19 protein-coding genes and 1 pseudogene are annotated in these 25,418 nt (G+C 46.4%); 3 read left to right on the top strand and 17 right to left on the bottom strand.

Going from position 1 to position 25,418, the window contains the following annotated elements; translation table 11 throughout:
* Positions 1 to 68 precede the first annotated feature (68 nt).
* The 8 genes from proA to tldD form a co-directional block, all read right to left on the bottom strand.
* Entirely contained in the window at positions 69 to 5,270 is a 5,202-nt protein-coding gene (gene proA, locus ZMOB_RS04630; RefSeq protein WP_014500768.1) for an anti-phage protein ProA, read from the bottom strand.
* 222 nt (positions 5,271 to 5,492) lie between these two features.
* Positions 5,493 to 6,119 carry a ParB-like protein gene (locus ZMOB_RS04625; protein ID WP_011240273.1) on the bottom strand — a complete coding sequence of 209 codons (627 nt, stop codon included), beginning with the start codon at positions 6,117 to 6,119 and terminating at the stop codon, positions 5,493 to 5,495.
* A gap of 139 nt (positions 6,120 to 6,258) precedes the next feature.
* On the bottom strand, positions 6,259 to 6,825 hold the full coding sequence (locus tag ZMOB_RS04620) for a YqgE/AlgH family protein (RefSeq protein WP_014500767.1): 567 nt from the start codon (positions 6,823 to 6,825) through the stop codon (positions 6,259 to 6,261).
* Between the two features lie 20 nt (positions 6,826 to 6,845).
* A complete protein-coding gene (hflX, locus tag ZMOB_RS04615) occupies positions 6,846 to 8,228 on the bottom strand; it encodes a GTPase HflX (RefSeq protein WP_012817372.1) in 1,383 nt (460 codons plus the stop codon).
* Positions 8,225 to 8,710, bottom strand: a complete 486-nt coding sequence (hfq, locus tag ZMOB_RS04610; RefSeq protein WP_011240270.1) for an RNA chaperone Hfq — start codon at positions 8,708 to 8,710, stop codon at positions 8,225 to 8,227. The genes hflX and hfq overlap by 4 nt, the downstream gene beginning before the upstream one ends.
* A gap of 394 nt (positions 8,711 to 9,104) precedes the next feature.
* Positions 9,105 to 10,454, bottom strand: a complete 1,350-nt coding sequence (locus ZMOB_RS04605; RefSeq protein WP_012817373.1) for an ammonium transporter — start codon at positions 10,452 to 10,454, stop codon at positions 9,105 to 9,107.
* A 200-nt stretch (positions 10,455 to 10,654) separates the two neighbouring features.
* A complete protein-coding gene (locus tag ZMOB_RS04600) occupies positions 10,655 to 11,374 on the bottom strand; it encodes an endonuclease/exonuclease/phosphatase family protein (protein ID WP_011240268.1) in 720 nt (239 codons plus the stop codon).
* 288 nt (positions 11,375 to 11,662) lie between these two features.
* A complete protein-coding gene (tldD, locus tag ZMOB_RS04595; RefSeq protein WP_012817374.1) occupies positions 11,663 to 13,105 on the bottom strand; it encodes a metalloprotease TldD in 1,443 nt (480 codons plus the stop codon).
* Positions 13,106 to 13,407: 302 nt separating this feature from the next.
* On the opposite strand from tldD, the gene ZMOB_RS04590 reads away from it, so the two are divergent.
* Positions 13,408 to 14,079, top strand: coding sequence for an aminotransferase class IV (locus ZMOB_RS04590; RefSeq protein ID WP_014500766.1), 672 nt, complete (start codon positions 13,408 to 13,410; stop codon positions 14,077 to 14,079).
* Positions 14,080 to 14,201: 122 nt separating this feature from the next.
* Positions 14,202 to 15,404 carry a pyridoxal phosphate-dependent aminotransferase gene (locus tag ZMOB_RS04585; RefSeq protein ID WP_011240265.1) on the top strand — a complete coding sequence of 401 codons (1,203 nt, stop codon included), beginning with the start codon at positions 14,202 to 14,204 and terminating at the stop codon, positions 15,402 to 15,404.
* 61 nt (positions 15,405 to 15,465) lie between these two features.
* On the opposite strand, the gene ZMOB_RS04580 is transcribed toward ZMOB_RS04585, so the two are convergent.
* The 4 genes from ZMOB_RS04580 to ZMOB_RS04565 all read right to left on the bottom strand — a co-directional run bounded on the left by ZMOB_RS04580 (position 15,466) and on the right by ZMOB_RS04565 (position 19,508).
* On the bottom strand, positions 15,466 to 16,245 hold the full coding sequence (locus ZMOB_RS04580; protein ID WP_014500765.1) for an SDR family oxidoreductase: 780 nt from the start codon (positions 16,243 to 16,245) through the stop codon (positions 15,466 to 15,468).
* Positions 16,246 to 16,431: 186 nt separating this feature from the next.
* Positions 16,432 to 17,811, bottom strand: a complete 1,380-nt coding sequence (gene pgmG, locus ZMOB_RS04575; RefSeq protein ID WP_014500764.1) for a phosphoglucomutase/phosphomannomutase PgmG — start codon at positions 17,809 to 17,811, stop codon at positions 16,432 to 16,434.
* Between the two features lie 140 nt (positions 17,812 to 17,951).
* Entirely contained in the window at positions 17,952 to 18,626 is a 675-nt protein-coding gene (locus ZMOB_RS04570; RefSeq protein WP_014500763.1) for a J domain-containing protein, read from the bottom strand.
* A 96-nt stretch (positions 18,627 to 18,722) separates the two neighbouring features.
* Entirely contained in the window at positions 18,723 to 19,508 is a 786-nt protein-coding gene (locus ZMOB_RS04565) for a division plane positioning ATPase MipZ (protein WP_011240261.1), read from the bottom strand.
* Positions 19,509 to 19,896: 388 nt separating this feature from the next.
* On the opposite strand from ZMOB_RS04565, the gene thiE reads away from it, so the two are divergent.
* Complete coding sequence (gene thiE / locus ZMOB_RS04560; RefSeq protein ID WP_011240260.1) at positions 19,897 to 20,613, top strand: thiamine phosphate synthase; 717 nt, start codon at positions 19,897 to 19,899, stop codon at positions 20,611 to 20,613.
* Positions 20,614 to 20,677: 64 nt separating this feature from the next.
* Here thiE and ZMOB_RS04555 read toward each other — a convergent pair whose 3' ends face one another.
* The 5 genes and pseudogenes from ZMOB_RS04555 to ZMOB_RS10365 form a co-directional block, all read right to left on the bottom strand.
* The gene (locus tag ZMOB_RS04555) at positions 20,678 to 21,274 is read right to left on the bottom strand and encodes a YcbK family protein (protein ID WP_011240259.1); all 597 of its coding nucleotides are present in this window, start codon (positions 21,272 to 21,274) and stop codon (positions 20,678 to 20,680) included.
* A 445-nt stretch (positions 21,275 to 21,719) separates the two neighbouring features.
* On the bottom strand, positions 21,720 to 22,535 hold the full coding sequence (locus ZMOB_RS04545) for an inositol monophosphatase family protein (protein WP_011240258.1): 816 nt from the start codon (positions 22,533 to 22,535) through the stop codon (positions 21,720 to 21,722).
* Entirely contained in the window at positions 22,535 to 23,098 is a 564-nt protein-coding gene (efp, locus tag ZMOB_RS04540; RefSeq protein ID WP_011240257.1) for an elongation factor P, read from the bottom strand. The genes ZMOB_RS04545 and efp overlap by 1 nt, the downstream gene beginning before the upstream one ends.
* Before the next feature lie 155 nt (positions 23,099 to 23,253).
* Positions 23,254 to 24,432 carry a cystathionine beta-lyase gene (gene metC / locus ZMOB_RS10370; protein ID WP_237331529.1) on the bottom strand — a complete coding sequence of 393 codons (1,179 nt, stop codon included), beginning with the start codon at positions 24,430 to 24,432 and terminating at the stop codon, positions 23,254 to 23,256.
* 63 nt (positions 24,433 to 24,495) lie between these two features.
* Positions 24,496 to 25,290, bottom strand: a pseudogene (locus ZMOB_RS10365) (sulfurtransferase); the annotation flags it as partial.
* Positions 25,291 to 25,418 lie beyond the last annotated feature (128 nt).

Genomic DNA, 25,418 nt, shown 5'->3' with positions numbered 1-25,418 from the left:
GAACGACTTTTACATCCATAAGTTAAAATAAATCATGGCGGCTGTCGGATTTTCTCCCTTTGCTGATATCAGCTTGCAGGCAAAGCCATTTTATTCTTGCGCCGATCTTCTTCTAAAATCGCGACCAGGGCGTTATGAAGATGCTCGGCTGCGCCTTCTTTATCAACCCACCAATCGGTTGACCAAACCCGAACCAGCTTCCATCCTAGTTCGGACAATATCGCTTCTCTGACTTTATCCCGATCCCGCGCCGTTGCTGCACTATGATAAGTGGCACCATCACATTCGACACCGGCTAGATAATCACCGGGGCGATCAGGATGAACAACCCCCAAATCAATTCTGAAACGGGAAACCCCTATTTGGGAAGCGACTTGCCAGCCCCGATGCATCAATTCCGCAGCCACCGCCTCTTCAAAAGGTGAATCATATCCACCCAAAGACCCATGGACGGCTTCGGCAAAGGCTTGCGGGCCCCGATCAGCAAATTCGATGAAATGTTTCAGATCAATAACCGCCCGTGAAGTTGTCCGGTTTAAATCAATCATTTCAGGGCCAAAGGAGGTAAATAAAATCATTTCCTGTCTGGCGCGGGTCAAGGCGACATTCAGCCGCCGCCATCCGCCTTCAGCAGACAGAGGGCCAAAGGACATCAGCATTGTCGGTGAACCGGGTTCTGTCGGGCCAAAACCAATCCCGATAATCACCAAATCGCGTTCGATACCCTGTACCGTTTCCAGATTACGAACCGTAACAGGTTCTGGCAGTAAATCGCTGAAATGGGATTCAATTTCAGGATGATCTCGACGCGCTTTATCCAGCAAATCTTCAACCAATCTTTGCTGGTCGCTATTCAAGGTAATAATGCCCAAAGACCAGCCTTGCCGGTTAAATTCGGGATCAGTCAAACGGGCTACAGCCTCATCCACCATGGCTTGGGCTTCAATAGCATTCACGCGATTCCGGCCACGACTATAAACCCCGTTCACTCGCCGCCAATGTACCGCCGTTTCTTTCCTGACTGGAGCTGGAAATGTAATCAGACTGCCATCATAATAACTATGGTTTGAAAAGGCGATCAGGCTTTCATGACGGCTGCGGTAATGGAAATTCAAAGAATGCATCGGGATACCCGCGCTTAAACATTCATCAAGAATACTTTCCATGTCGCGTTCGGTATCAGCCACCAAATCATCATTTTGCACCGAACGATTAAAAAAGCTGGTCGGCGGCATCTGACGTGGATCACCGGCAACAATAACCTGCTTTCCTCTCGCCATTGCGCCGATCGCATCCCAAGGCGCGATTTGCGAAGCCTCATCAAAAATAACCAGATCAAATAACGCATGATCGGGCGGTAAAAACTGGGCAACTGATAATGGACTCATCAGCATACAAGGTGCCAAGCGTCCGAAATCATCACCCATTTCGCTAATCAACTGCCGGATAGGCATAGGATGCTTTAATTGAAGCTGTCTTTTCAAAATGGCATAACCAGCAGGCAAACCGTTATTTTCATCAACCGCAATATTTTTAGCTAATTGCGCCCGAATATATTGCACTGATAATTCAGACACACGGTCATCAACTTTTCGGAAAGCCGCAATATCAGCCATCTGCATAGCCGAAGAGAAACGCCGCAATCGCGGTTCAGCATCAATCAGATTACTGGCAAACCAGCGCGCATAACCGGCTTCAAAGGCAGAAGCCACCTGATCGCTTGGGATCGCATGACTTTCGATCGCATCGACCAAAGGTTTTAGTCCCGCTGATACTGCTTCATACCGAATCCGTTGCCAATTCGCCCAAGCCTGCAAACGGTTTTCATAGCTGATAATGGTTTCAGCCAATTCCAGCCATGCCTTTGGGTCATTGGGCATATCGGAATCAGCCAAAGAAACAAAACTATCCTTGGCTCTATCCAATATTTGCAAAGCACTTTTCAGCCGCCGCGCTGCAATCATTAAAGGCGAAGCAGGGTCTAATAGCGCATTCGCCTCCATAACCAGATTTTTGACAGCTTGCCGTAATTCGATCAAATGGGCGGGGTTAGCTGCCTGCGCTGTAACCGCAGCTTCCAATTCTTCGGCAAAGCTGCATTCATCTGCAATCATCGTCAGATTGCTGCTAATACCTTTCCAGCCAGAAAAATATTTCAAGGCAGGCATTGTTTTTCTTAAGTGATAGAGCTTTTCATAGAATCGCCCCATCATCACCAGACGAGGCAAATCATGCGCGGCATCAATCCGGCCTTTGGTGCGTCCAGCTTTAGCCAAATGCTTGATAATTTTTTTCTTTTCAAAAACAGAAAAGAACCAGAAGCGCTGGTCAGCTTTTTCCCACTCCTGCCATAATCGGCGTGGATGTGTGCGTAGCCGTCTTAGAATATCGCGATCATAGCGGACAGACAGACCGGAAGCCTCTTTGCGATAGCTTTTTAGAATAGAAATAAGCTGATAAGCGGCCTCGATAATTTTATTTTTTTCAGGTGAGAAAGCCAGATAACAATTCCGGCCATAGGCTTTTCCCAACAAATGGATAAAATGACTTAATTGCTCCAATCCGTCGCGACTATCGGCCATAATCGGCAAATTAGAAGCCTCAATAATAGCCTCTTTGGCGGCAATCACTTCTAAAACAGCATTTTTTAACTTCTTGGCTGCTGCAACAATGGATTCCTGCCAACCATTCGACCATTCGCTTACCGTTACTGCATCGAAATCCTGCGGGATATCTTCAACTTCCTGCCAAGCCAGCCCTAAACGCTGCGCCAGATCACGAAAATGAGCAAGGTCTTGCTCACTATGTTGCAGCGGATGATAAAAATTCAGACGAGGCACCGCACGGCCACCATCCCGAACCACAACCCCGATTGCTTGATAGAGCGTTAGCCCATTCGGCTGACGCTGATGCAACAAATGAACGACTTCATTAAGGTTGTCGCGCAACTGCCGCAGCTTTTCAGCTTCACTTTTCCAGTCAGCTTCGGGAATATCCTTACTCGCTGCCCAAGCTCGATTGAGCTGTTTAATAACTTCGCTACGGGTCGCCTTGCTGGAATGAAGTTCCAGACAGAAATCGCCTAATCCATTGGCATTTAAACGCCGCTGAACGACATCGAGTGCGGCTTTTTTCTCTGCTACGAATAAAACGCGCCGCCCCAAAGCCAGATTATGGGCAATAATATTGGCGATAGTCTGGGATTTCCCTGTCCCCGGAGGACCATCCAGAACAAAATCACAGCCTTTAGCCGAGGCCACAATCGCCGCTAATTGAGAGCTATCCGCAGGTAAAGGGGTAAATAATTCGCCTGGATTAACGGTTTTATCGAGCGTTTCAGCAGTGGGAAAATGCTTATTTTTAGGTAAATTCTCTTTTGTCCGGTCTAACAGATAATGAACAAGAGGACTTTCTTTTAACTGATCAGAACGATCGGTTAAATCTTTCCACATCAAATATTTGACAAAGGAAAAAGTGCTTAAACTGACTTCGGGGATTAGCTCGAAACCTTTAATATCCCGAATAGCGTGACGGATAATATTCCATATCGCTGCAATATCAACAAGCCCGTCTTGCTCTGGCAAAGCCTTATTCAATTCTGGTATTGTCAGGCTAAAATCATGCCGCAACATTTCCAGAAGTGTTAGATTGAAACGGATTTCATCTTCATGCCTGACCAGAACCAGACCTGACAGGGCATTTTTCCGTTCCAAAGTCACCGGTAACAGCACCAGAGGCGCGTAATATTCCCGCGTTTCTTCAGGATGCCGCTTCCATTTCAGAAAACCGATTGCCAAAAACAGGGTATTCGCCCCGCCCTCGTCAATATCGCTTCTGGCTTTCCGGTAAAGATCAATCAGAGCCGCTTCCAAAGCATTCGCCGAAAGTGAAGACATAATTTCACCTTTCGCCATAGCCGCTTCTGCCATTTCTTGAAGCAAATCACTCTGATTTTGTGAGGCATACAGTTCTTTATCGCGCCCATTGGCCGAAAAATCCGGCATCGCTACGATTTTCAGCTTTTTACCGTCGCTCAACCCAATTTCTAGCTTCATCGGGTCTGAACAGATCAAAGGCACCTGTTTGCTTTTGGCAGGTAAATTTAACAACCGATTGCGCGGCGTTAATTCCAATAATTTGCGCTGCCAACTGGTTAGCCGATCTTTTGCGATGGCATCACTTTCCGGCCTTTCAACATCAAAAGCGGGTAATACCGGCGCAGTTTCAAAGGCTTCAGCCGCTTCCCATTCAGATGGCGAAAATGCTTCACCATTCCCCGACAAGCTATTTAAAGGCCGGATTTTTTGTAAACGCGCCCGATGGATATCAATCGCCATAACAAAATCGGCGGCACGCTCTTCGGCAATTTTTTTCAGAGCCTCTCGCTCGGCAACAGACAAAGCAGAGGGTATCAGCTGCAATAAAAGCCGAGAATCCAGTAACAGCATATCTTTTAAATCGACCCGCCGCCTCAAGGCCGCCGCTTCATCGGTAATAAGAGAGGCAAATTCAATCGGCTGTAACCAGACCCCCACCAAAACGGTCTCTCGTAACAAAACGACCAAAGCGTTTAATCCGGATTTTTCTAACACTGCGGCCAAAAGCAAGGCCGCATCAAGGCTATTGGCGATCTGCCCTGATATAATGCGTTCAGGCGTCCGTATTTTCTGACCATTTTCAGCATATTGGTCAGGCATCGGGGCTTCAGATAGATGCAAGCCGCAAAGTGCCGACCAAATGGCAGAGGTTATTTCCCAAACCCGTTCCCGCGACTGTGACTGGTAACCTTCAATCGAAGCCAATCTTCCAGCTTTTTCCAAAACATCAGAAGCCGATTTCAAGACGGAATCAATGACCGGATCATTCGGCATAGCAAAGGCGGGCAGCAATTCCGACATCGTCTTATAACCACCCCATTGGTCATAAGACAGCAGCTCAACCGGCAAGACAGTTTCGGCCAGAATAGTATCGCCTTTGACAAGCGAGAAAGTCAGATGAGTTGTCAGATTTTCGTTTAAATCATGCAGAAAACCAGCGTCTAAAATCACCGGCTGCAAAGCAAGCTGATAGCTTTCTTCTTTTTTTAAAAGAGGAATTCTCCAACGGACTTCTTCAATAAAGGGTAAATCCGCTTTCAGGATCAAGGTCAAATCCTGAAAATCTTCCGAGGTCGGATTGGTTATTTCCAAATCGTGAATTAACGGGACCGCATTCTGATGAGAAGCAAAACCAATTTTACTGGCGACAGAAACGCCAATTTTGATACGCATGCACAATAATCCCGAACCTCGCGCATGGACAGACGCTTGGTTATCCTCACCCGAAAACAACAGCCAATATAAGGCAAGCCTTGCCCAAATACCCTATAGAACTTGATAGCAAGCGTTATTCAATCGCTTTTTCATCATAAAGCCTGAAAAAAGGCAAAAAAAGATAATTTACTGAAAATACATAGGGATATTGGAGAAAACAAGATCAGGGAAATATCATGTCTAGACATGCTTTACTTGCGGCGCACACCATCCGGGCAAATAGGAAGCCTTTTTGTCATGAGCAAGAATCAAGGCTTTTTCCAAAAAATCATTGAAATTATGTGCAATATCGGCTCCGTTAAATTGCCGCCGCAAATAATCTGCCCATAAAAATTCACTAAAAGGTGTCACGTCTTTGGCATATCCTCCGGCACGACGCAAAGAACCGGCCAGAGAACGATAAGGATCATCTTTCATCTCGGTCAGACTATCGGGAATATCCTGATAACTACGGCGGATGCCCTTTTCATCGAAAGGATGCATCCAGCGCTGACTATCCATAACAAACCAGAAATGATCTTTTTCCAAAGAAGAAAGATCGGCCATCACGGATAAGGCAACTTTAGTCACCCCTTCTTCTAAAAGCGCGCGACATAGATGGTGATGATCAACAACAAAAGGCTGACTCTGATCCCCCAGAACCACCGGAATTAAATGGCTACCAAGATAAAGAGATTTTTTATCATCCTCTTTTTCGCGCCAATTTTCGCGTTTATTTTCGACTTCCCGCATACCGACCGAAATCTGGGTAGGATGCAAATCAGTCAAAGCGGCTGTCAACAGCACAGGTTCGCGGATATCAGCCATATTCTCTCCTTTATCGGGATAAATGAGACATGCATCCAATCGGTGGGATCATTCTTTCAGCTTCTAGAAAGTAATATTCTTGAAAAATATTTTCTTCTACAAAAGAAATATATCAAAGAATGAAAGACATTATCTATCGTCAAGCCTGCCCTATTTTTGTCGCCAAACGATAAAAATCGACACCAGCCTGTTGATATCCCTGCTGCCAACGATTTTCTGCCGGACAAGAAAAGAGTAATTGGTCATCCACTTTGGAAAGAAACCAATCCGCCTGTTTCATTTCCTGATCCAGTTGACCAGCGCCCCAGCCAGCATAGCCTAAGGCAACCAGCCAATGCTGCGGGCCTTCTCCTCGACTAAGCGCATGAAGCACGTCCAGAGTACAGGTCAAAGCCCAATCCTGCCCAACCATCATGCTATCAGGACTATGCCAATCGCGACTATGCAATACCATCCCACGCTGGGGTTCACAGGGGCCACCATCATGAACAGGTCGATCAGGAACAAGGCCGGGCTGAATACCCAATTGATGCATCAAAGAATGCAACGTCACATCGGGAATAATGCGACCAATATTCAGCCCCAAAGCCCCTTTTTCATTAAAGGCACATAAAGCGATAACCGCTTTTTGAAATTCGACATCCCTTATATTGGGCAAAGCCAAAAGCAATAATCCGCTTAGCTCTGGACAAGGATCAGTAACCATAAGAAAGGGTCATAGTCTTCTTACAAAGACGGATGCAAGTCTTCGGATTCATCTTCAGAAGAAGACATATCCTGATACAAGAAACCGAAGCGTTCGATAAAACGTCCCCAATTTTCATCCGACATTCTGACGTCGAATTCCATTTTTCCGGTCTCGTCATTCATCACGTCACTGACAACATCGCCATGAGCATAAAGCCAAGCCATAGCCTGACCTTCCGTCACCGGAATATCAATATGACGCAGGCGATGGGCTTCTGAAAGTCTCTGGGAAACCAACTCCCGTAAGTCTTCGATGCCTTCCCCTGTCCATGCTGATATCAAGGCAACATCATCACGACGCGCAGCTTCAGCGGCAAGGCTTTCATGAGCTTCTTCGGATAAAAGATCACTTTTATTCCAAGCCTCAATAACCGGAATAGCAAATTCTCCGCCGTCTTCGACAGGCGCAATCCCGATTTCAGCCAAAACACGCTCAACATCTTCGCGTTCGGATTCACTATCTTCTTGGGCGATATCGCGGACATGCAGAATAAGATCAGCCGCGGTAACTTCTTCCAAGGTCGCCCGAAAGGCCGCAACCAACTGGGTCGGCAAATCGGAAACAAAACCCACCGTATCTGACAAAATAGCCTTATCAATACCGGGTAAAGCAATCTGGCGCATCGTTGGATCAAGGGTTGCGAAAAGCAAATCCTTGGCCATGACATCGGCTCCGGTCATACGGTTAAACAGGGTCGATTTTCCAGCATTGGTATAACCGACCAAGGCCACCACCGGCCAAGGTGCTTTTTTCCGTCTTGCCCGATGCAATCCACGTGTCCGCGTAACTTGTGCCAAATCACGCCGTAATTTTGCCATGCGGTCACGGATCATGCGGCGATCGGCTTCAATTTGGGTTTCACCCGGGCCGCCCAAAAATCCGAAGCCCCCTCTTTGACGCTCCAAATGGGTCCATGTCCGAACCAAACGCCCCGCTTGATAATCCAAATGGGCGAGCTCGACCTGCAAACGCCCTTCAGCAGTTGCTGCACGCGCACCGAAAATTTCAAGGATAAGACCGGTTCGGTCGATGACTTTTACATCCAAAGAAGTCTCAAGATTGCGCTGCTGAATCGGCGTCAAAGGGCCATCGACAATGACCAGATCGACTTCTTCATCTCTTGCTGCGGTGACAATCTGCTCAACCTGCCCCGGGCCAAACAAAGTCGAGGCTTTTGGGGCGCGCAAATGAAAAGCTAATTTGGAAACAACATCCAACCCGATGGCACAGGCTAGACCAGTTGCCTCTTCCAATCGGGCTTCGGTCGAACGCTTGTTATTATCTTCCAGTTCAGGAAGAACGATCAATACGCGGGCGCCATGTGAAACGCCATCGGCTTCGGAACGGACAAAACCACTCAATCCTCGTCTCGCCTTTCTGTCATTGTCAAATCTACAGATTTCACAGGCTGCACTGTTGAAACCGCATGTTTATAAACCAGCTGTGCGTCGTCATTACGGGTTAACAAGACGCAGAATAAATCGAAGGCGGCAATTTCACCTTGCAACATGACCCCGTTTATCAAAAACATTGTCACCGGTTCTTGCTGCTGCATAATCGCCGATAAAAAGACATCCTGAAGCAAACTGGATTTACGTTCAGCCATCAAACTGCGGCTTTCGCGCAGCTGTTCCAGCGGATGCGCCGGAATAATGGTAGAAATAGCGTGTTTATAGACCAGCTGTGACTGACCATCTCTCCGCAGCAGAATAGAAAAATTGTCAAACCAGGTGATAACGCCCTGTAATTTGACACCTTTTACCAAAAACATCGTCACCGGTGTGCGGGTCTTGCGCAAGGTATTAAGGAAAAAATCCTGAAGATTGTTGACCTTTTCGGCCATTGTCCGGTTCTCCGGTTTGTTGGCTGGACAAAATCATTACAAAACATCCACGTCCAGCAAATATGGATGCACGCCTATGTGAAGAGTCTCTCAAGAGATGATAATATAGTTTAAAATTTCAAATGTCACAGAAACAATTTACTAGGCCAATCCATTTTTCTATCCTTTATTACAAAGGACAATGAAATATTATTCAATTATCATAGAATTGTAAAAGAAAAGAAAAACGCCATCGGGATTTTGTTAAAATAGTCCCTCTCCGATGATTTTCAAGTCAATAAAGAAGTACAGGCTCTTTCCGGCGCGATAAAAAAAGCCGGATCCAGTTTCCTAGATCCGGCTTCATTCTTTTTTCGGCTAGAGGTCTTTCAAAAGAAAACCAGCATCCAAGCCTTTATAGCGAGTTCATATTATAAGCCCGCTCGTCATGCTCGCTGATATCCAGCCCCATCGCTTCTTCTTCCTTGGTAACGCGCAAACCAACCAGTTTATCAACGATGTAAAAGGCAATAGCAGAACCAATAGCTGACCAAATAACGGCAACGACCACGGCAAAAATCTGCAAGAAGAGCTGATGCCCAATCATATAATCGGCTTTACCAGGGCCACCTAATAATGGTGAACAAAACAAACCCGTCGCAATGGAACCGATAATACCCCCAACGCCATGAACACCAAAAGCATCAAGCGCATCATCAAATTTCAATTTGGGTTTGACATAGACGACCATCCAGAAGCAGCCGAAAGAAGCCAAAGCGCCAATAGCGATAGCACCCATCGGGCCCGCATTACCGGCGGCAGGGGTAATGGCAACCAAACCGGCAATAGCACCGGAACAAGCCCCCAGCAGCGACGGCTTACGACCAACGAGAGCCTCGGTTGCGATCCAGACAAGGATGGCTGCTGCCGTCGCAACAAAGCTGTTTATCATCGCTAAACCAGCAGAAGCATTGGCACCCAAGGCTGAACCTGCGTTAAAGCCAAACCAACCAACCCATAACAATCCGGTTCCGATCAGGGTCATCATCATGGAATGGGGTGCCATCAGTTCTTTGCCATAGCCGCTCCGTTTACCGATCATCAAGCAGCCAACCAAAGCCGCAATACCCGCATTGATATGAACGACCGTCCCGCCGGCGAAATCCAGAACGCCCATTTTGAAGAAATAACCGTCAGAAGACCAAACCATATGGGCGAGTGGCAAATAAACCAAGACCAGCCAAAGCGGGGTGAAAAGCATTACTGCCCGAAATTTAATTCTTTCCGCAAAACCGCCCAAAGCCAAAGCTGCCGTAATTGCGGCAAAAGTCATCTGATAACAGACAAAGACATATTCTGGTATCGTGCCATTGATGCTGTCCGGCGTTACCTTTTTCAAAAAGGCATTGGTCAAGTTACCAAAGAAAGGGGATGATCCGCTAAAGGCCAGAGAATATCCAATCAAAGGCCATAAAACCATGACAAGAGCGGTCATGCACAACATCTGGGTCAAAAGAGAAAGCGCATTTTTCGCCCGAACCATGCCGACATAGAATAATGCCAAGCCCGGGATAATCATCAACAACACAAGCGCTGTTGATATCAACATCCAGGCGGTATCCCCGCTATTTACAGCGGCCGGCGTTTCAGCCAGAGCCGGAACGGCACAAGATAACAAGGGTAGTGCAATTAATTTTTTACAAAACCCTATCGAATTAGCCATAGAGCGCAAAAGAACAGGCGCCTTTAATGAAAATCTCTGCATTCCCCGATATATCCCTCAAGACTCTGAACGAGCCGGCGTCATGAAAATTAATAAAGCCGAGATAACTTTTATATTTCAAAAAATTAACGCAGACACAGAAGACTATACAATAAAAATTACTTAGTCAGCTATTTTCCACAGGATTTATGCGGCAAAAATGACATAAAAATTCATAAAAACTGATTTTTTTGATAAAAATTTTAAAAATCTGGAGATAAAGCCAATTTCGCCCAAACAGGCAAATGATCGGAAGCCTGCCTTGCAAGCGGCGTATTGTGAACACCACATTCCAAATATCTAATTTGGGGGGCTATAATAATACGATCTAATCCGACTAAAGGATGCTGGGCAGGAAAACTGGCACCAGTTGGTAAAACAGAGAAATCATCCGGCAATAATCGCAGACATCCATCCCGCCTGCGCCATTGATTAAAATCGCCCATAATCACAGTCGGCAAATCGCGCTGCAAATTTCTTAATCTATCAACAATAAAGGCAACTTGTCGCCGCCGGAACAGACCCGATAAATCGAGATGCGAACCTATCAATCGCCAAACACGACCTCGAATTTTAATATCGCAGATAATCGCGCCTCTGGGTTCCAAACGAGGTAGTCTGACTCGCTCATATGCAACACAGCTGGCGAAATCGCGTAATAGCAGGGCATTACCATGCCATCCAAGGCTACAAGAGCGCAAAGATAATGGCACATAGCTATAACCATGCGCAGCCAAGGCATCAAAAGGCAGAATAGCGCGTCTTTTCCCCAGACGATGATCGGCTTCTTGCAAGACGACACAATCCGCATCGATTTCATCCAGAACAGATAAAATCCGTTCTGGGTCGCGCCGTTTATCAGCACCGATTGCTTTGTGAATATTATAAGAGGCCACTTTTATCGTATAATCAGGCATAGTCACTTTTACGGGCCTCTCCTCACATTATTATACCCGTTTTACACCCCGCTATAAGAAAGCCGTCTATCGACTTTTTATACGCTTATAAAACTATCAGTTTCGATTTTTTATTTCAAAAAACTATTCTGATTTAAAAAAGATATATCTAAAAATTACCTCACCCAAAAGCCATTTAAAAACAAAAAAACTTTTTAAGTATAAAAATTATTTTTAGGATTCTGTCTTCTTTATTTAAAAAAAAGCGGAGCCTAAAAAGCCCCGCTTTTCTTTCTTTATCACAAGTCAGTCAGTTTATTCAGTGGCCGTTCCGCCAACCGTCAAACCTTCAACTAACAAAGTAGGCTGTCCAACACCCGCAGGCACAGACTGACCACCTTTTCCGCAAATACCGACCCCTTCATCCAAAGCCAGATCATTACCAATTGCGGCAATTTTATTCAGAACGGTCGGGCCGTCACCGATCAAAGTCGCCCCTTTAATAGGGGCTGCAATACGACCATTTTCAATCATATAGGCTTCAGTGCAAGAAAAGACGAATTTACCGCTGGTAATATCGACTTGGCCGCCGCCAAAATTCTTGGCAAAAATGCCTTTTTTGACGCGGGACATAATTTCGGCAGGGTCATCCTGTCCAGCCGCCATAAAGGTATTCGTCATTCTCGGAATCGGGGCATGGACATAGCTTTCACGCCGTCCGTTACCCGTTGGTTTCATACCCATTAAACGCGCATTCAATCTATCCTGCATATAGGATTTCAGAATACCGTTTTCGATCAGAACCGTGCGACTAGTCGGGGTGCCTTCATCATCAATGCTCAAAGAACCACGCCGGTTCGGGATAGAGCCATCATCAATAACCGTGACCCCTTCAGACGCGACTTTTTCACCAATCCGGCCAGAGAAAACAGAAGAACCCTTCCGGTTAAAATCGCCTTCCAACCCATGACCGACAGCTTCATGGAGCAATACACCAGGCCATCCCGGGCCTAAAACAACGGGCATTTCTCCAGCGGGTGCAGGTATCGCTTCTAAATTAACCAAAGCCGAGGCTAAGGCCATATCAATACCCTTTTGCCATGCCGATTCTTCAAAAAGGGGATCGTAAAGATAGCGGCCACCGAAACCGTAAAATCCGGATTCGCGTCGTCCGTTCTTTTCAACGACAACCGAAATATTCAACCGCACCAAAGGCCGGATATCCTGAGCCACAAAACCATCAGGACGGACAATTTCAATCACGCTCCATGAAGCCGACAGTCCGACAGAGACCTGACAAACATGCGGATCTCTGGCGCGCGCGGCTGCATCAATTTTCTGACACAAGGCTACTTTTTCAGCAAAAGGCTTCAAAGTGAGCGGATTAGCCTCGGTATAAAGATGCCGATTGGTATGAAGCGGAGACGAAGGATGGTTACCCTTTTGAGGGTCTAATAACTGCAAGGTTTCCCCTGCCCGCCTGATCGCATCAGCAGAAATCTCGCTTGCATGAGCAAAGGCAGTCGCTTCACCGGATAATCCCCGCAGACCAAAACCTGCCTGATTATCATAGCTCGCATTTTTCAGGCGGCCATCATCAAAAGAGAAACTTTCGGAAACACTATATTGTAAATAAAGCTCCCCATCATCACAGCCGTGAAGTGTTTGTGATGTCAAACGCTTGGCATCATCCGGGGTCAGCAGCCCGGGGCGATAGAGAAAATGGCGAGGCGCATCAGCTATGTCAGCAATAGTCATAGACTATTAGTTATAACGCTCTGGCAATCGGTGCAATCACTGAACGCATAGCGAGGCAGAATAATTCCTAAAGGAGCAGGGCAAATAGGCTCAAAAAAAGGCGGATTTCAGCCTATTTCAGGACAGGCTTCTCTCAACCACCACCAAAAGTGATTAAATTCATTTAATTTCTTTGGTGGCATAAATATATTAAAAGAGTAATAAGAAGTTACCTTTTTCTCTTATTCTTGCGAAATAGCAATTTTATTACGCAATCAATCTTTTCAAGTTATTGAATGGTATAGTTAATCGGCCTTACTTTTATGAAAGAAACCCCTACAATAAAAGAAAGGCTAAAATTGATTGAGCCGCACCCTATCCAGATAGCAAAAGAGTCAAAAGCGCTGGTAGAAACAATGCGTTTTGAACCTTTGGGGGGCATCGCCAATCTGGAAGAACATCTGGCACGGCTTGAAAATTCAACTCAAACACTGGGCTTCACTTATAATCGCCATGCTGTTCGCAATATGCTTCATATGGCCTGTTTTCCTCTGATAAAGCCTCATTTTATTCGGTTGGTTATCAATTATAATGGCCGAATTGCCGTTGAAATTGCTCCACCAGAAAATGCACCCGAAAAAATAATTGAATGTTTTCCCGTTCAACGATCTTGTCCGGCCAATGATGAAAGACTTTATCATGCGCTGCTACCACGGGTAGCCAATGATATTTCAGGCAAGAATACTAATATTTGGCTTGCTATTGATCCATCCGGCCATGTGACAGAAACAGCCTTAGGCAATATTTTTATTCAGGATAACGATAGGCTGTTAACGCCACCGCGCTCATTGGGGCTTCTTCCCGGTCTCCTACGCGAGCGCTTATTATCAAGCGGCAACGCCAAAGAATCGCTGTTATCTCTACAGGATTTAAAATCCGGATTTCTCATCGGCCATGACCTGTTCGGGCTAGTCAAGGCAAAATTACTTCGCTAAAAACCGCCGCCATGGCCAGTAAAGTAAAAGATATATTTTGCTTTCTTACCTGACTGACACAAGGATTATATTTCAAAAGACGGATATTTTTCTGTCCGCCGCTTTTCCTGAGAGGAAAAAAGATGGTTCACATTTCCGCTGCCCTTTCCCGTATCCAGCCTTCCCCGACCATTGCCGTGACCAGTCGAGTGATCGAGCTCAAATCAAAAGGGGTCGATATTATTACACTCGGGGCAGGTGAACCGGATTTCGAAACCCCCGAATTTATTAAAGAAGCCGCTATCCAAGCCATCCATGATGGGAAAACCCGTTATACCAATGTTGATGGGACGGCAGAATTAAAAGAAGCCATCGTTGGAAAATTCCGCCGCGACAACCATCTTGAATATCGGACAGATCAGATATCCGTCGGTTCCGGCGGCAAGCATGTGTTATTCAATGCTCTGACGGCGACGATTGACCAAGGCGATGAAGTCATTATCCCTGCCCCTTATTGGGTCAGCTATCCTGATATCGTGCGTTTTTGTGGTGGGACGCCAGTCTTCATTCAGGCCACTATTGACCAAGATTACAAAATCACCGCCGAACAGCTTGAAAAAGCCATTACGCCAAAAACGCGCTGGTTTATCTTTAACTCTCCCAGCAACCCGACTGGTGCCGCCTATAGCGCGGATGAAATCAAAAGCCTCGCCGAAGTTTTACGCCGGCATCCTCATGTCTGGATTTTGTCAGATGATATTTATGAACATATCGTCTTCGACAATTTCCGCTTTGCAACCATCGCCGAAGTAGCACCGGATCTCTTCGATCGCACTTTGACCGCGAATGGCTGTTCAAAAGCCTATGCTATGACCGGATGGCGTATTGGTTTTGCCGGTGGCCCCACCCCACTTATCAAAGCCATGGCCAAGCTCCAGTCACAATCAACCTCCAATCCATGCTCAATTTCACAGGCAGCCGCTGTTGCTGCTCTGAACGGGCCACAGGATTTCTTGCAAGGCTGGTCTGACGATTTTGCGCGCCGCCGCAATCTGGTGGTTGATGGTCTGAATGCGATTGAAGGTATTTCCTGCCCGAAACCGCAAGGTGCCTTCTATGTCTATCCGGGCATTTCCGAGCTTATTGGCAAGAAAACCCCATCAGGTAAAGTCATTGAAAAAGACTTGGATTTCTCAAGCTATCTGATTGACGAAGCCAAAGTGGCTGTTGTCCATGGGGAAGCCTTCGGTCTGTCACCCGCTTTCAGAATCAGCTATGCGACCTCAACAGAATTACTGAAAAAAGCGCTTGAACGCATTAGCGATGCTGTCGCCCGCTTAAAATAAAAGCGTCGATTCCATCCACAATAAAAAGCCCGATTGATAAAATCGGGCTTTTTTATTGGTGCTATTTCGGAGTTGCAGCAGAACCAGCCAATAACCCGCCATCAATATTGAATTCAGCCCCAGTCATGTAAGTAGCCTCATCCGAAGCAAGCATAACCGCAACAGCCGCCACCTCTTCTGGCAGTCCAAATCGTTTTAGAGGCGTATCGGCGACTAGAGCTTGCATTCTCTTTTCGCGGTCGTCCCCATCCCCCAGCATAGGCTCCCATATCGAAGTCAAAATAGCGGCCGGATTAATCGCATTACAGCGAATTTTCCAGCCTTGCTGGGCGCAATAAAGGGCGACGCTTTTACTGTGGTTACGAATAGCGGCTTTTGATGAAGCATAAGCGGCGGCTAGGGGAATTCCGACTAACCCCGAACGGGAAGAAATATTGATAATTGATCCCGTTCCCTTGTTCTTCATCGCCGCAATCGCATAACGGCAACCCAGAAAACATCCATCCAGATTAACCCGATGGACAGCTCTCCAATCTTCTAAAGTGGCATGTTCTGGATCATGGGCAACAGCTCCATTCTCAAAACCTGTTATTCCGGCGTTGTTGACCACGACATCGACAACAGGCACTATCTCTGCCAAATTTTGCCAGTCTTTTTCTTCGCGGACATCCAGCTTTTGAAATTGCCCGCCGATTTCAGCCGCTGTCTTTTTACCTGTGACTTCATCTATATCAGTCACAATAACTTTGGCACCCTCATGCTGAAAAGCAGCAGCAATAGCCCACCCGATACCACGCGCAGCACCCGTCACGACACATATTTTATTCTTCAAACGTGGCATGACATCTCTCCAGGCTCTTAGATTTTTCTGATCTCAATCTAACCCAAAATAAGACTGCATCAATTAAGAACAGCTCCCAAATATAGGCTATTTTCTAATTCTGAAAAAATTTGAGCAAGCTTAATCCCTTTATAAAAAAGGCAGCCAGATAAATGGCTGCCTCTTTCTTTTAGACATTCATCAAAATCAATGGGTCGTTGTGACCGGCTCAATCCCAGATTGTTTCAGCTGGTCATTCAGCTGGCTGACCAAACGATCCAAAGCCGCCTGATCGCGTCCTTCAGCACGAGCGACCAGAACATCTTGGGTATTGGAAGCCCGCAACAGCCACCAACCATCATCATTAGTAACGCGGACACCATCAATTGTGTTGATCTTGGCATCGGCAGCGGTCAAACGCCCCAGCACTTCGCCAATTACTTGGAATTTGCGGGTTTCAGAAGCCTGAAAGCGTAATTCCGGTGTATTGACCATTTTCGGCATATCTTTACGGATTTGAGTCAAAGAACCACCCATCTGATGGACAGCCCCGATCATCCGCACCGCGGCATAGATACCGTCATCAAAACCGAACCACTGATCGGCAAAGAAAATATGGCCGCTCATTTCACCAGCCAAAGGTGAATGGGTTTCTTTCATCAAAGTTTTAATCAAAGAATGACCCGTGCGTCCCATCAAGGGTTTACCACCCAATTCAGCTACCCGATCAAACAAAGCCTGACTGGCTTTCACATCGGCAATGATGGTGCCGCCGGGATGACGCTTCAGAACGGGCGCAGAAAGGATAGCCAAAATCTGGTCACCCCAGATCACATGTCCTTCACTATCGACGGCTCCGATGCGATCAGCATCGCCGTCAAAGGCAAAACCAAAATCAAGTTTTTCTTTTTTGACCAAGGCTTTCAGGTCAGCAAGGTTGGATTCAACCGTTGGGTCGGGATGATGGTTCGGGAAACGACCATCAACATCCGTATAAATAACGTGATGCTCACCCGGTAATTTTTTAATCAGCTTCTCAAGAACAGGGCCGCCGACACCATTACCGGCATCCCAACCAATGCGATATTCGCCGCCTTCATAGCCCTGTGCCAAACGGTCAACATAGGCATCCATAATATCGGCGGTTTCGACACTGCCCTTGCCTTCTTCCCAGTCACTTTTAGCGGCCAGCTCACCAATATCGCGGATATCTTTTCCAAAGAAAGAATTATGCTTCAAGACCATTTTGAAGCCATTATATTCTGCCGGATTATGGCTACCCGTAATCTGGATACCACCATCAACATCCAAGGTTGCTTCGGCAAAATACAGCATAGGGGTCGAAGCCAAACCGATATTGACGACATCAACACCCGCTTCGGTCAACCCTTTAATCAAGGCATCTTTTAAAGCCGGAGAAGAGGTGCGGCCATCATATCCCACCGCAATCCGACGACCACCAGCCCGCCGCAAACGGGTCGCGAATCCTCGACCAATGGCATAAGCATCATCAGGGGAAAGCGTTTCTCCGACAATACCGCGAATATCATATTCACGCAGTACGGTAGGATCAAATTTATGGGACATTAAAAGCTCCTATCAGGAAAATCCTATTGTATGATGGCTATAACGCAGCAAGAAAAGAAAAGCTGCCCGAAAAAGCCCAATAAATCAAAGGCATCCTTTTTTTATCAAAGAATTTCTTGTTTTTTTTAAAATGAATATCGTTAACCTGCATTGAATTTTAACAGGATATCGCGGGCAATATTGACATGCCGCGCCCATTCTTCGCTTCCTCCGGCATCGGGGTGAACCAAAGCAATCAACTGATGATAGGATTTTTTAATAGAAATTTTGTCAGCTTGTTCGTTCAAGCCCAATAATTTCAAAGCATCACTTCTATTTTGTGGGATACCGATTTTCTGAATACGATTGATGATATCGGCGCGTTTGTCCGCTTTAGAAGGTGGAGCCACTGTTGCCTTTTGTGCCGAAGGATAAGGCTTTCCCCTGCTGGTAGAATAAGCCGCTCCGCTTTTTGGGGAGGCGGTGTTCTGAAAACGGCTTGCGGTATCATTCTCCGGCTTTTTAGAAGGACTATAAGGCTTAAAGCTCTCTTTCTTCCGACGTGTGCTATAAGCAGATGCAAAAGAATCCCGAAAATTCTGATATTTTTTGGCGCGATCTTTTGCCACAGAAGCATGATTCTGCCGTTTTAAAAACCAGATCGAAGCGCCAAGGATGGCGATAACCGCAGGGATCACCTCCCCCTTTACCAGCAATGAAAAGCCCCCAAGACCAGCGATTAAGGCCGCTAAATCACCAATACGAAGAGCGGCTGCCACCGGACGGCACCAACTCCACAAGGCCAAGGCCAAAGCTAATAGCGTTAAAATCTGCATGAAATTAAAGCCATGCTCCCATCTGGCCAAAAAATATCTTTGTTATTCTTGATTACCATCCGATATCTTAAAATTATCTTTACCAACCCACACCCATCAGGCTTTTTTCGGATCTGGGATTGATAATTTCAAGCCTGCAATCAAGTCTCTTAATTCCTGTCTGGCTGCCACATGCCCCAATCCGGCACGACCCAAAGCCTTAACATCTAACAGCGTTAAACCTTTTAAGAACAGCTCACGATAAATAACTCGCTCGCTCAATCCTGAAATAATACGGAAACCAACGCGCTTCGATAATTCAGTCATAGCAGAAGCGACATGGCGCATATTCCGCGCTTCCAAATGCTGAAGCCGATTTCTTAACACAATCCAGTCAACCGTTTTGCCGTCGCGTTTTCCGCGAGCTTTCCGCGCTTCCCAAACCAATTCTGCATAAAAGCTGGGACGTTTGATATGATAACTTTCAGGATCAACCTGACCAATCAGATCAAGGTCGACAAAGCTATCATTGATAGGCGTTACCAAACTATCCGCTCTTTCAAGTGCCGAGCGGATATCGGAAGAATGACGTCCTGGCGTATCAACAATAACAAAATCATAATTCTGGGAAAGCTCATCCAGCAAAAGATTCAGGTCGTCCCCGCTGTCGGGATCAAAAACTTTCGTCTCAGGGGTCGGCAAATCCATGCCAATCCGCTTTACGCTTTCGACACGATTTTCCATATAACGGGCAAAAGTCCGCTGACGTGTATCAAGATCAACAGCCGCCACTTTCAGGCCTTTAGCGCTCAACGCCACCGCGACATGAACCGCTGTCGTTGACTTTCCCGAGCCCCCCTTCTCATTCGCAAAAACGATGAAATAAGCGTTTTTAGCTGACATTATATTTCGGCCTTTCCTCTTGCGCTTTTCCGGTTCGTGCTTTTCCTATCAGGACAGATAGCCCCCTCAAAACATATTCATTATTACGGCGAAACAGAAAATACCGATAATCAAAAGGGACAGGGTATAAAGTATTGTCCAGATAATAAAATTTCAAAAGTATTTAAACACTATCATCACGGTTATAATGCTCTTGTTTATAAGGCCTTATGACAAGGATTATAATCATTCCCGTAAATAGCTATGTCAGGCGGTATCGCAACCGCTAATTTGCAACAAAAGATAGAAGGTCGATAGCGAAATAATGCTTTAAATACTGCGCAACCGGTGATTATTTTGCTAAAAGCTATCATCAAGCAAGGCCGATATATGGCACAAAGGAAGCATAATGGCAGAAAATGAAATTTTGACCGATAATGATGAAGCACTGGATGCCTTCACTAATAATTATCAACGGCCATCTGAGAATCCCTGCGGCCTCTATCTTATTTCTCCGCCGGAAATAGATGAGCATTTCGTTGAAAGATTAAAAAAAGCCTTTGACGGAGGCGATGTTTCGGCCTTTCAACTCCGATTAAAAGGTCTAAATGAACATGCCATCGCCCGACTGGCTGAACCTCTACAAAAGGTATGTGCCGATAGAGATGTTGCCTTTATCGTCAATGATAGCGTTTCTCTCGCCAAAAGGCTGGGTGCCGACGGGGTTCATCTGGGGCAAGGTGACGGTGATGCCGCTGAAGCTCGTGTCATTCTGGGACCTTCGGCACAAATCGGGGTTACCTGTCACAATAGCCGTCATCTCGCGATGATTGCCGGTGAAAAAGGGGCAGATTATGTCGCTTTTGGGGCATTTTACCCGACGACCAGCAAAGATGTCCGCTACTATGCGCGTCCTGAAATTCTGTCATGGTGGGCAACTCTTTTTGAACTGCCTTCTGTCGCTATTGGAGGCATCACAACCGAGAATGTAGCGCCTATCGTCAAAGCTGGTGCTGATTTTGTCGCCGTCTGCGCCGGTATTTGGAAAGCGAAAGAAGGCGAAGACAAAGCGGTTGCCCATTTCAATACAGTGCTCGATCAGGCGGTCAAAGGCGAAATCGCTTAAAATGAAAAACAAAAAAAGCCTGAGTTTTTACACTCAGGCTTTATTATAGGCTATATTTCAGGAATTAGCCCATCCAACTCCGAACAGGTCCCGTATCAACATGGATAAAACCATCTTCGGGATAATAGCCGACACCCCCTTGCTGATCGAATTCGGCGGCCATACGCAGATGGTTCAAAGAAACCCCCGGCATAGCAATATCGGTCGCTTTACCCAATAAATGCTGACTATGGACAGCAACGCCGCTATGGCGTCCACGACGCTCATGCAAACGACGATTTGTGATGGGAGAACGATAACCGCAAATAAGATCAAAAGGCTGGTTAGCAGAGATGTCTAGACGGTCGCGAATTTTAACCAACAAATTTAAAAGATCGGTATCGACTTCGGTAATATCACCGGTTCGCCAATCTCTTAAAGCGTGATTGATTTCGGCCAGTCCTTCATCATCATAACCATGTTTACCAAAGAAACGGGCATCAATGCGTTCATTTGTATGAACATTCCGAAAAGCTAACCGCTTTTCTTTGACATTACCCCAATGAAGAAAATCAGATCCCGGCTGATGTAAAGAAGCCTGCGCCTTACCAGCTGTAATCGCCATACCGCCAAGGGCAACAAAGCCAGTTAATAACTGGCGACGACCAAGCTTTCTTTTCATTTCGCCACCTCAATCCTTACAATAACGCCAGTCCGGTTTCTCCTCCTGAAATTAGGCGGGAATAAACCGATACATTTTCCAAATTTGTCACAAAAATATTGACAAAGTGTTACGAAAATATGGGGAAAAACTTTTACCCGAAAAGCTCGAAAAAGATTTTCAGATGATAACTGGCATCATAAGATGATTTTAGTGATTTCGGGAATAACAAAAAAATGTCTTTTATCGTGTCGTCAGCACGTTTTATCTTTTGGACAGGAACCCGACTTCATAAATTTTGTTTTTCAGCAAGAAATGCCAAGGCTCAAGCAATGATAAAAAGCCAAAAACAAAGGCAACAGACGACTCGGCTTTATTTCTTAAAATAGATAAAAAAATAAAAAAACGGCAGCAAAGAACCTTCCCTGCTACCGTCTTTTCTCAAGATAAAGAGAATCCTTTACCTTTAGATATTTTTTAAAGCCGTTGCGACCAAACGATGCAGTTTAGAATGCAAACCGCTATTGGCTGCCAAAAATTCGCGCCGTTCAATTGGCTTATCACCGCCACGGAAATCGGTTACAAAACCGCCCGCTTCGCGAACCAACAACATACCAGCAGCGACATCCCAAGGATAAATCTCTGATTCCCAATAGGCGTCGAAACGACCGGCCGCGACCCATGCCAAATCAAGGGCGGCAGCACCAAAACGACGGGTGCCTGCGACTTCTGGTGAAATCTGGCGGAAAATAGCTTCCCACTGATCGAAATTACCATGACCGGCAAAGGGAATACCCGTTGCGATCAAAGCTTCATTCAAATTACGACGGGAAGAAACGCGAATACGGCTGTCATGCAACCATGCCCCACGGCCTTTTTCAGCCCAAAAACTTTCGTCGGTAATTGGCTGATAAACCAAGGCTTGGGTGATTTCACCCGTGCCATCGGGACGCGGTTCTTCAACCGCAATCGAAACAGCAAAATGCGGAATCGCATGAAGAAAGTTAGAGGTGCCATCCAAGGGATCAACAATCCAACGCGGTTTGGTCGGATCACCTGGGATAGCGCCGGTTTCTTCACCCAAGAAACCCCAATCGGGGCGGGCATGTTTCAGGATTTCATAAATGGTGTTCTCCGACCGCTTATCAGCGATCGAAACGAAATCAGCGGGGCCTTTACGGCTGACCTGCAAATGCTGAACTTCACCGAAATCACGTCTCAGAAGCGGCGCTGCCTTACGTGCAGCGCGCTCCATAATAGAAATAAGACCAGGTGCTGCCATTAGTCTGCCCGCTTCACATATTCTTGGGTGTTCACATCAACGATAATCCGCGTTCCAGCCGTGATATGAGGCGGAACCATCACGCGAACGCCGTTATCCAAAATGGCAGGCTTATAGGAAGAAGAAGCCGTCTGACCTTTAACCACCGCATCGGCTTCAACAATTTCGGCTTCTACCTGTTCAGGCAGCTGAACCGAAATCGGTTTTTCTTCATATAATTCCATGACGACATCCATGCCGTCCTGCAAGAAAGCGACGGCATCACCCAACAAATCTTTCGGCAAAGAAATCTGTTCATAGGTTTCTTTGTCCATAAAGGTCAGCATGTCACCATCGGCGAACAGATATTGAAAATCTTTGGTATCCAGACGTACCCGCTCTACGGTTTCAGCCGAACGGAAACGGACATTGGTTTTCCGTCCGTCAATCAGGTTTTTCATTTCAACCTGCATATAGGCCCCGCCCTTACCGGGCTGGGTGTGCTGGATTTTCGCAGCCCGCCACAGGCCACCTTCATATTCAAGAATATTGCCGGGCCGAATATCGACGCCACTGATTTTCATGTCGGTCTCGCGATTACTAAAAAGGAAAAAATTAAACCTAAAACAGGCTTTATTGCTTTTCTCTCTAACGATCCTGTCAGAGGTTGGAAAGCCTGTTTCCGGCTTGTTTTTAAAGAATAACAAGCCGGAAACTATATTTTAAGGGGAATTTTGGGCTAAAAGCCGGATTGATCTCTCGAAGCCTTAAAGCGTTTCAATCCAAAAGCCAGATCTTCAATCAGGTCATCGGGATCTTCCAAACCGATATGTAAACGGACAACAGGGCCAGCCGCCTGCCAACTGGCCGCCGTCCGTATTGGCTGCGGATCAACCGGCAAAGCTAAACTTTCATAGCCGCCCCATGAAAAACCGATACCAAAATGTTCAAGGCTATCAATCAAAGCCGTGCGGTCGCGGTCATCGCCCCCTTCAAGGACAAAGCTAAACAAACCGGATGAACCTTTAAAATCCCGATGCCAGAATTCATGCCCCGGACAAGAAGACAAGGCTGGGTGTAATACCCAAGCTACTTCCGGCTGTTCGCTCAACCATTTGGCGACTTTAAGGGCATTTTTCTCATGCGCTTTCAGCCTGACTTCCAAAGTCCTCAACCCCTTAAGGGCAGAATTGGCGTCATCTGGGCTGACATATTGCCCGAATAGATTGCTAATCCGCTTTAATTTATCAATATGACTAGGAATAGCTGTCACTGATCCCATCATCGTATCAGAATGACCCGTAATATATTTGGTGCAGGCCATCACTGATAGATCAATGCCCCGCTCAATCGCAGGAAAGAATAAAGGCGTAGCCCAAGTATTATCAAGAATGGTCGTAATAGAATAGCGATGGGCAACTTCGCAAATACCGGGGATGTCTTGCACTTCAAAGGTCAGACTTCCTGGGCTTTCCATAAAAATAGCCCGTGTCTGCGGGGTAAACAGCTGTTCAATGTCTTGCCCAATTAACGGATCATAATAAGTGACATTGATTCCCTGCGCTTTCAAAACGGTATCACAAAAAACGCGGGTTGGTTCATAACAACTATCAACCATCAATAACTCATCGCCGGCTTCCAAAGCACTTAATAAAGCCATGGATAAAGCGGCCACACCTGATGGATACAGCATCGTCGCTTCTGCGCCGGGATGCAATTCTGTCAAAGCCTCACTCAATGCCCATTGGGTCGGGGTGCCACGACGACCATAATAAAGCTGGTCATCAGGATGGCTTGAGGCTTCTCTTAAATCTTCAACAGAATCGAACAGAATAGTCGAAGCGCGCCAGACAGGTGGGTTAACAACTGACCCACCTTTCCCGCGCACCCATTCACGACGGCGACCCGCTGTTATCAGACGGGTCGATTCACGGAAGGCAGGCCCCGTTTCTTTGGGTGTATCAGGATCGCTGCCCCATTCTTCCCATGACCCATCATAAAGGGATACATCTCTTTTTCCTAAAAGACGGGCAGCAAATAACAAGGCTGGAGCCGTTCGCCCTGCACCACAGGTGAATAATAAAGGCTGCTCAAGATTTATCCGATTGCTGACAAAAGCCTTCTCGATTTTCGTCGGCGTTTTCCAGCAACCATTGGCATCCAGCATTTCTTCATAAGGCAAATTAAGACTATGCGGGATATGACCGGGGGCAAGTGCCGGATTGGCAACAGCTTCGCCACTAAAGACTTTGGGCGCACGGGCATCGACAACCACTTCATGCCCGGAAGCGATATTATGCATTACCTGATTACGGGTGCGAATGAGCGCTTCATTGCGAGAAAGCTGCAATATAATCGGAGAAGGCGCGATCGCCGCGCCGCTTTCAACGGGCAAACGCTCAGCTTTCCAACGGGCGAAGCCGCCATCCAAAATCATCACATGACGATATTCATGCAACATAAACAGCCACCATGCTCTGGCAGCCGAAGGTAAAGATAAATTATCGTAAATAACGATCATATCGTCGGGATCTAATCCCAACCGCCCGAATTCATATTCAACTTTTTCGAGGCTTGGCACCATGCGCGGTAAGGGTGCATTTTGATCTTTTAAAAGATGGTTATCAAGAAAAAGCGCCCCCGGAATATGCGCCTTACAATATTCATCATAAGCCTTGGTATCGACGTCTGGCGGATAGCTCCCTGCATCAATAACATGTAACCTTGGGTTAGCGAGGTTCCGATATAGCCACTCTGGCGTTACCAAAAGCTTCATAAGGCAATTCATCCTGACAGCAGTCTTTAAGCGAAATTTAACATTAAAAAATACCTGACCATATTCAACAATGTTTAATTTCACTCCTTGAAAGAAAAAAATAGCGACAATTTTCTAAAAAACTATCG

The organism is Zymomonas mobilis subsp. mobilis ATCC 10988 (assembly GCF_000175255.2).
Lineage (GTDB): Bacteria > Pseudomonadota > Alphaproteobacteria > Sphingomonadales > Sphingomonadaceae > Zymomonas > Zymomonas mobilis.
Note: the sequence above shows the minus strand (reverse complement) of the source record. Positions and strands in the feature narration are given on the sequence as shown.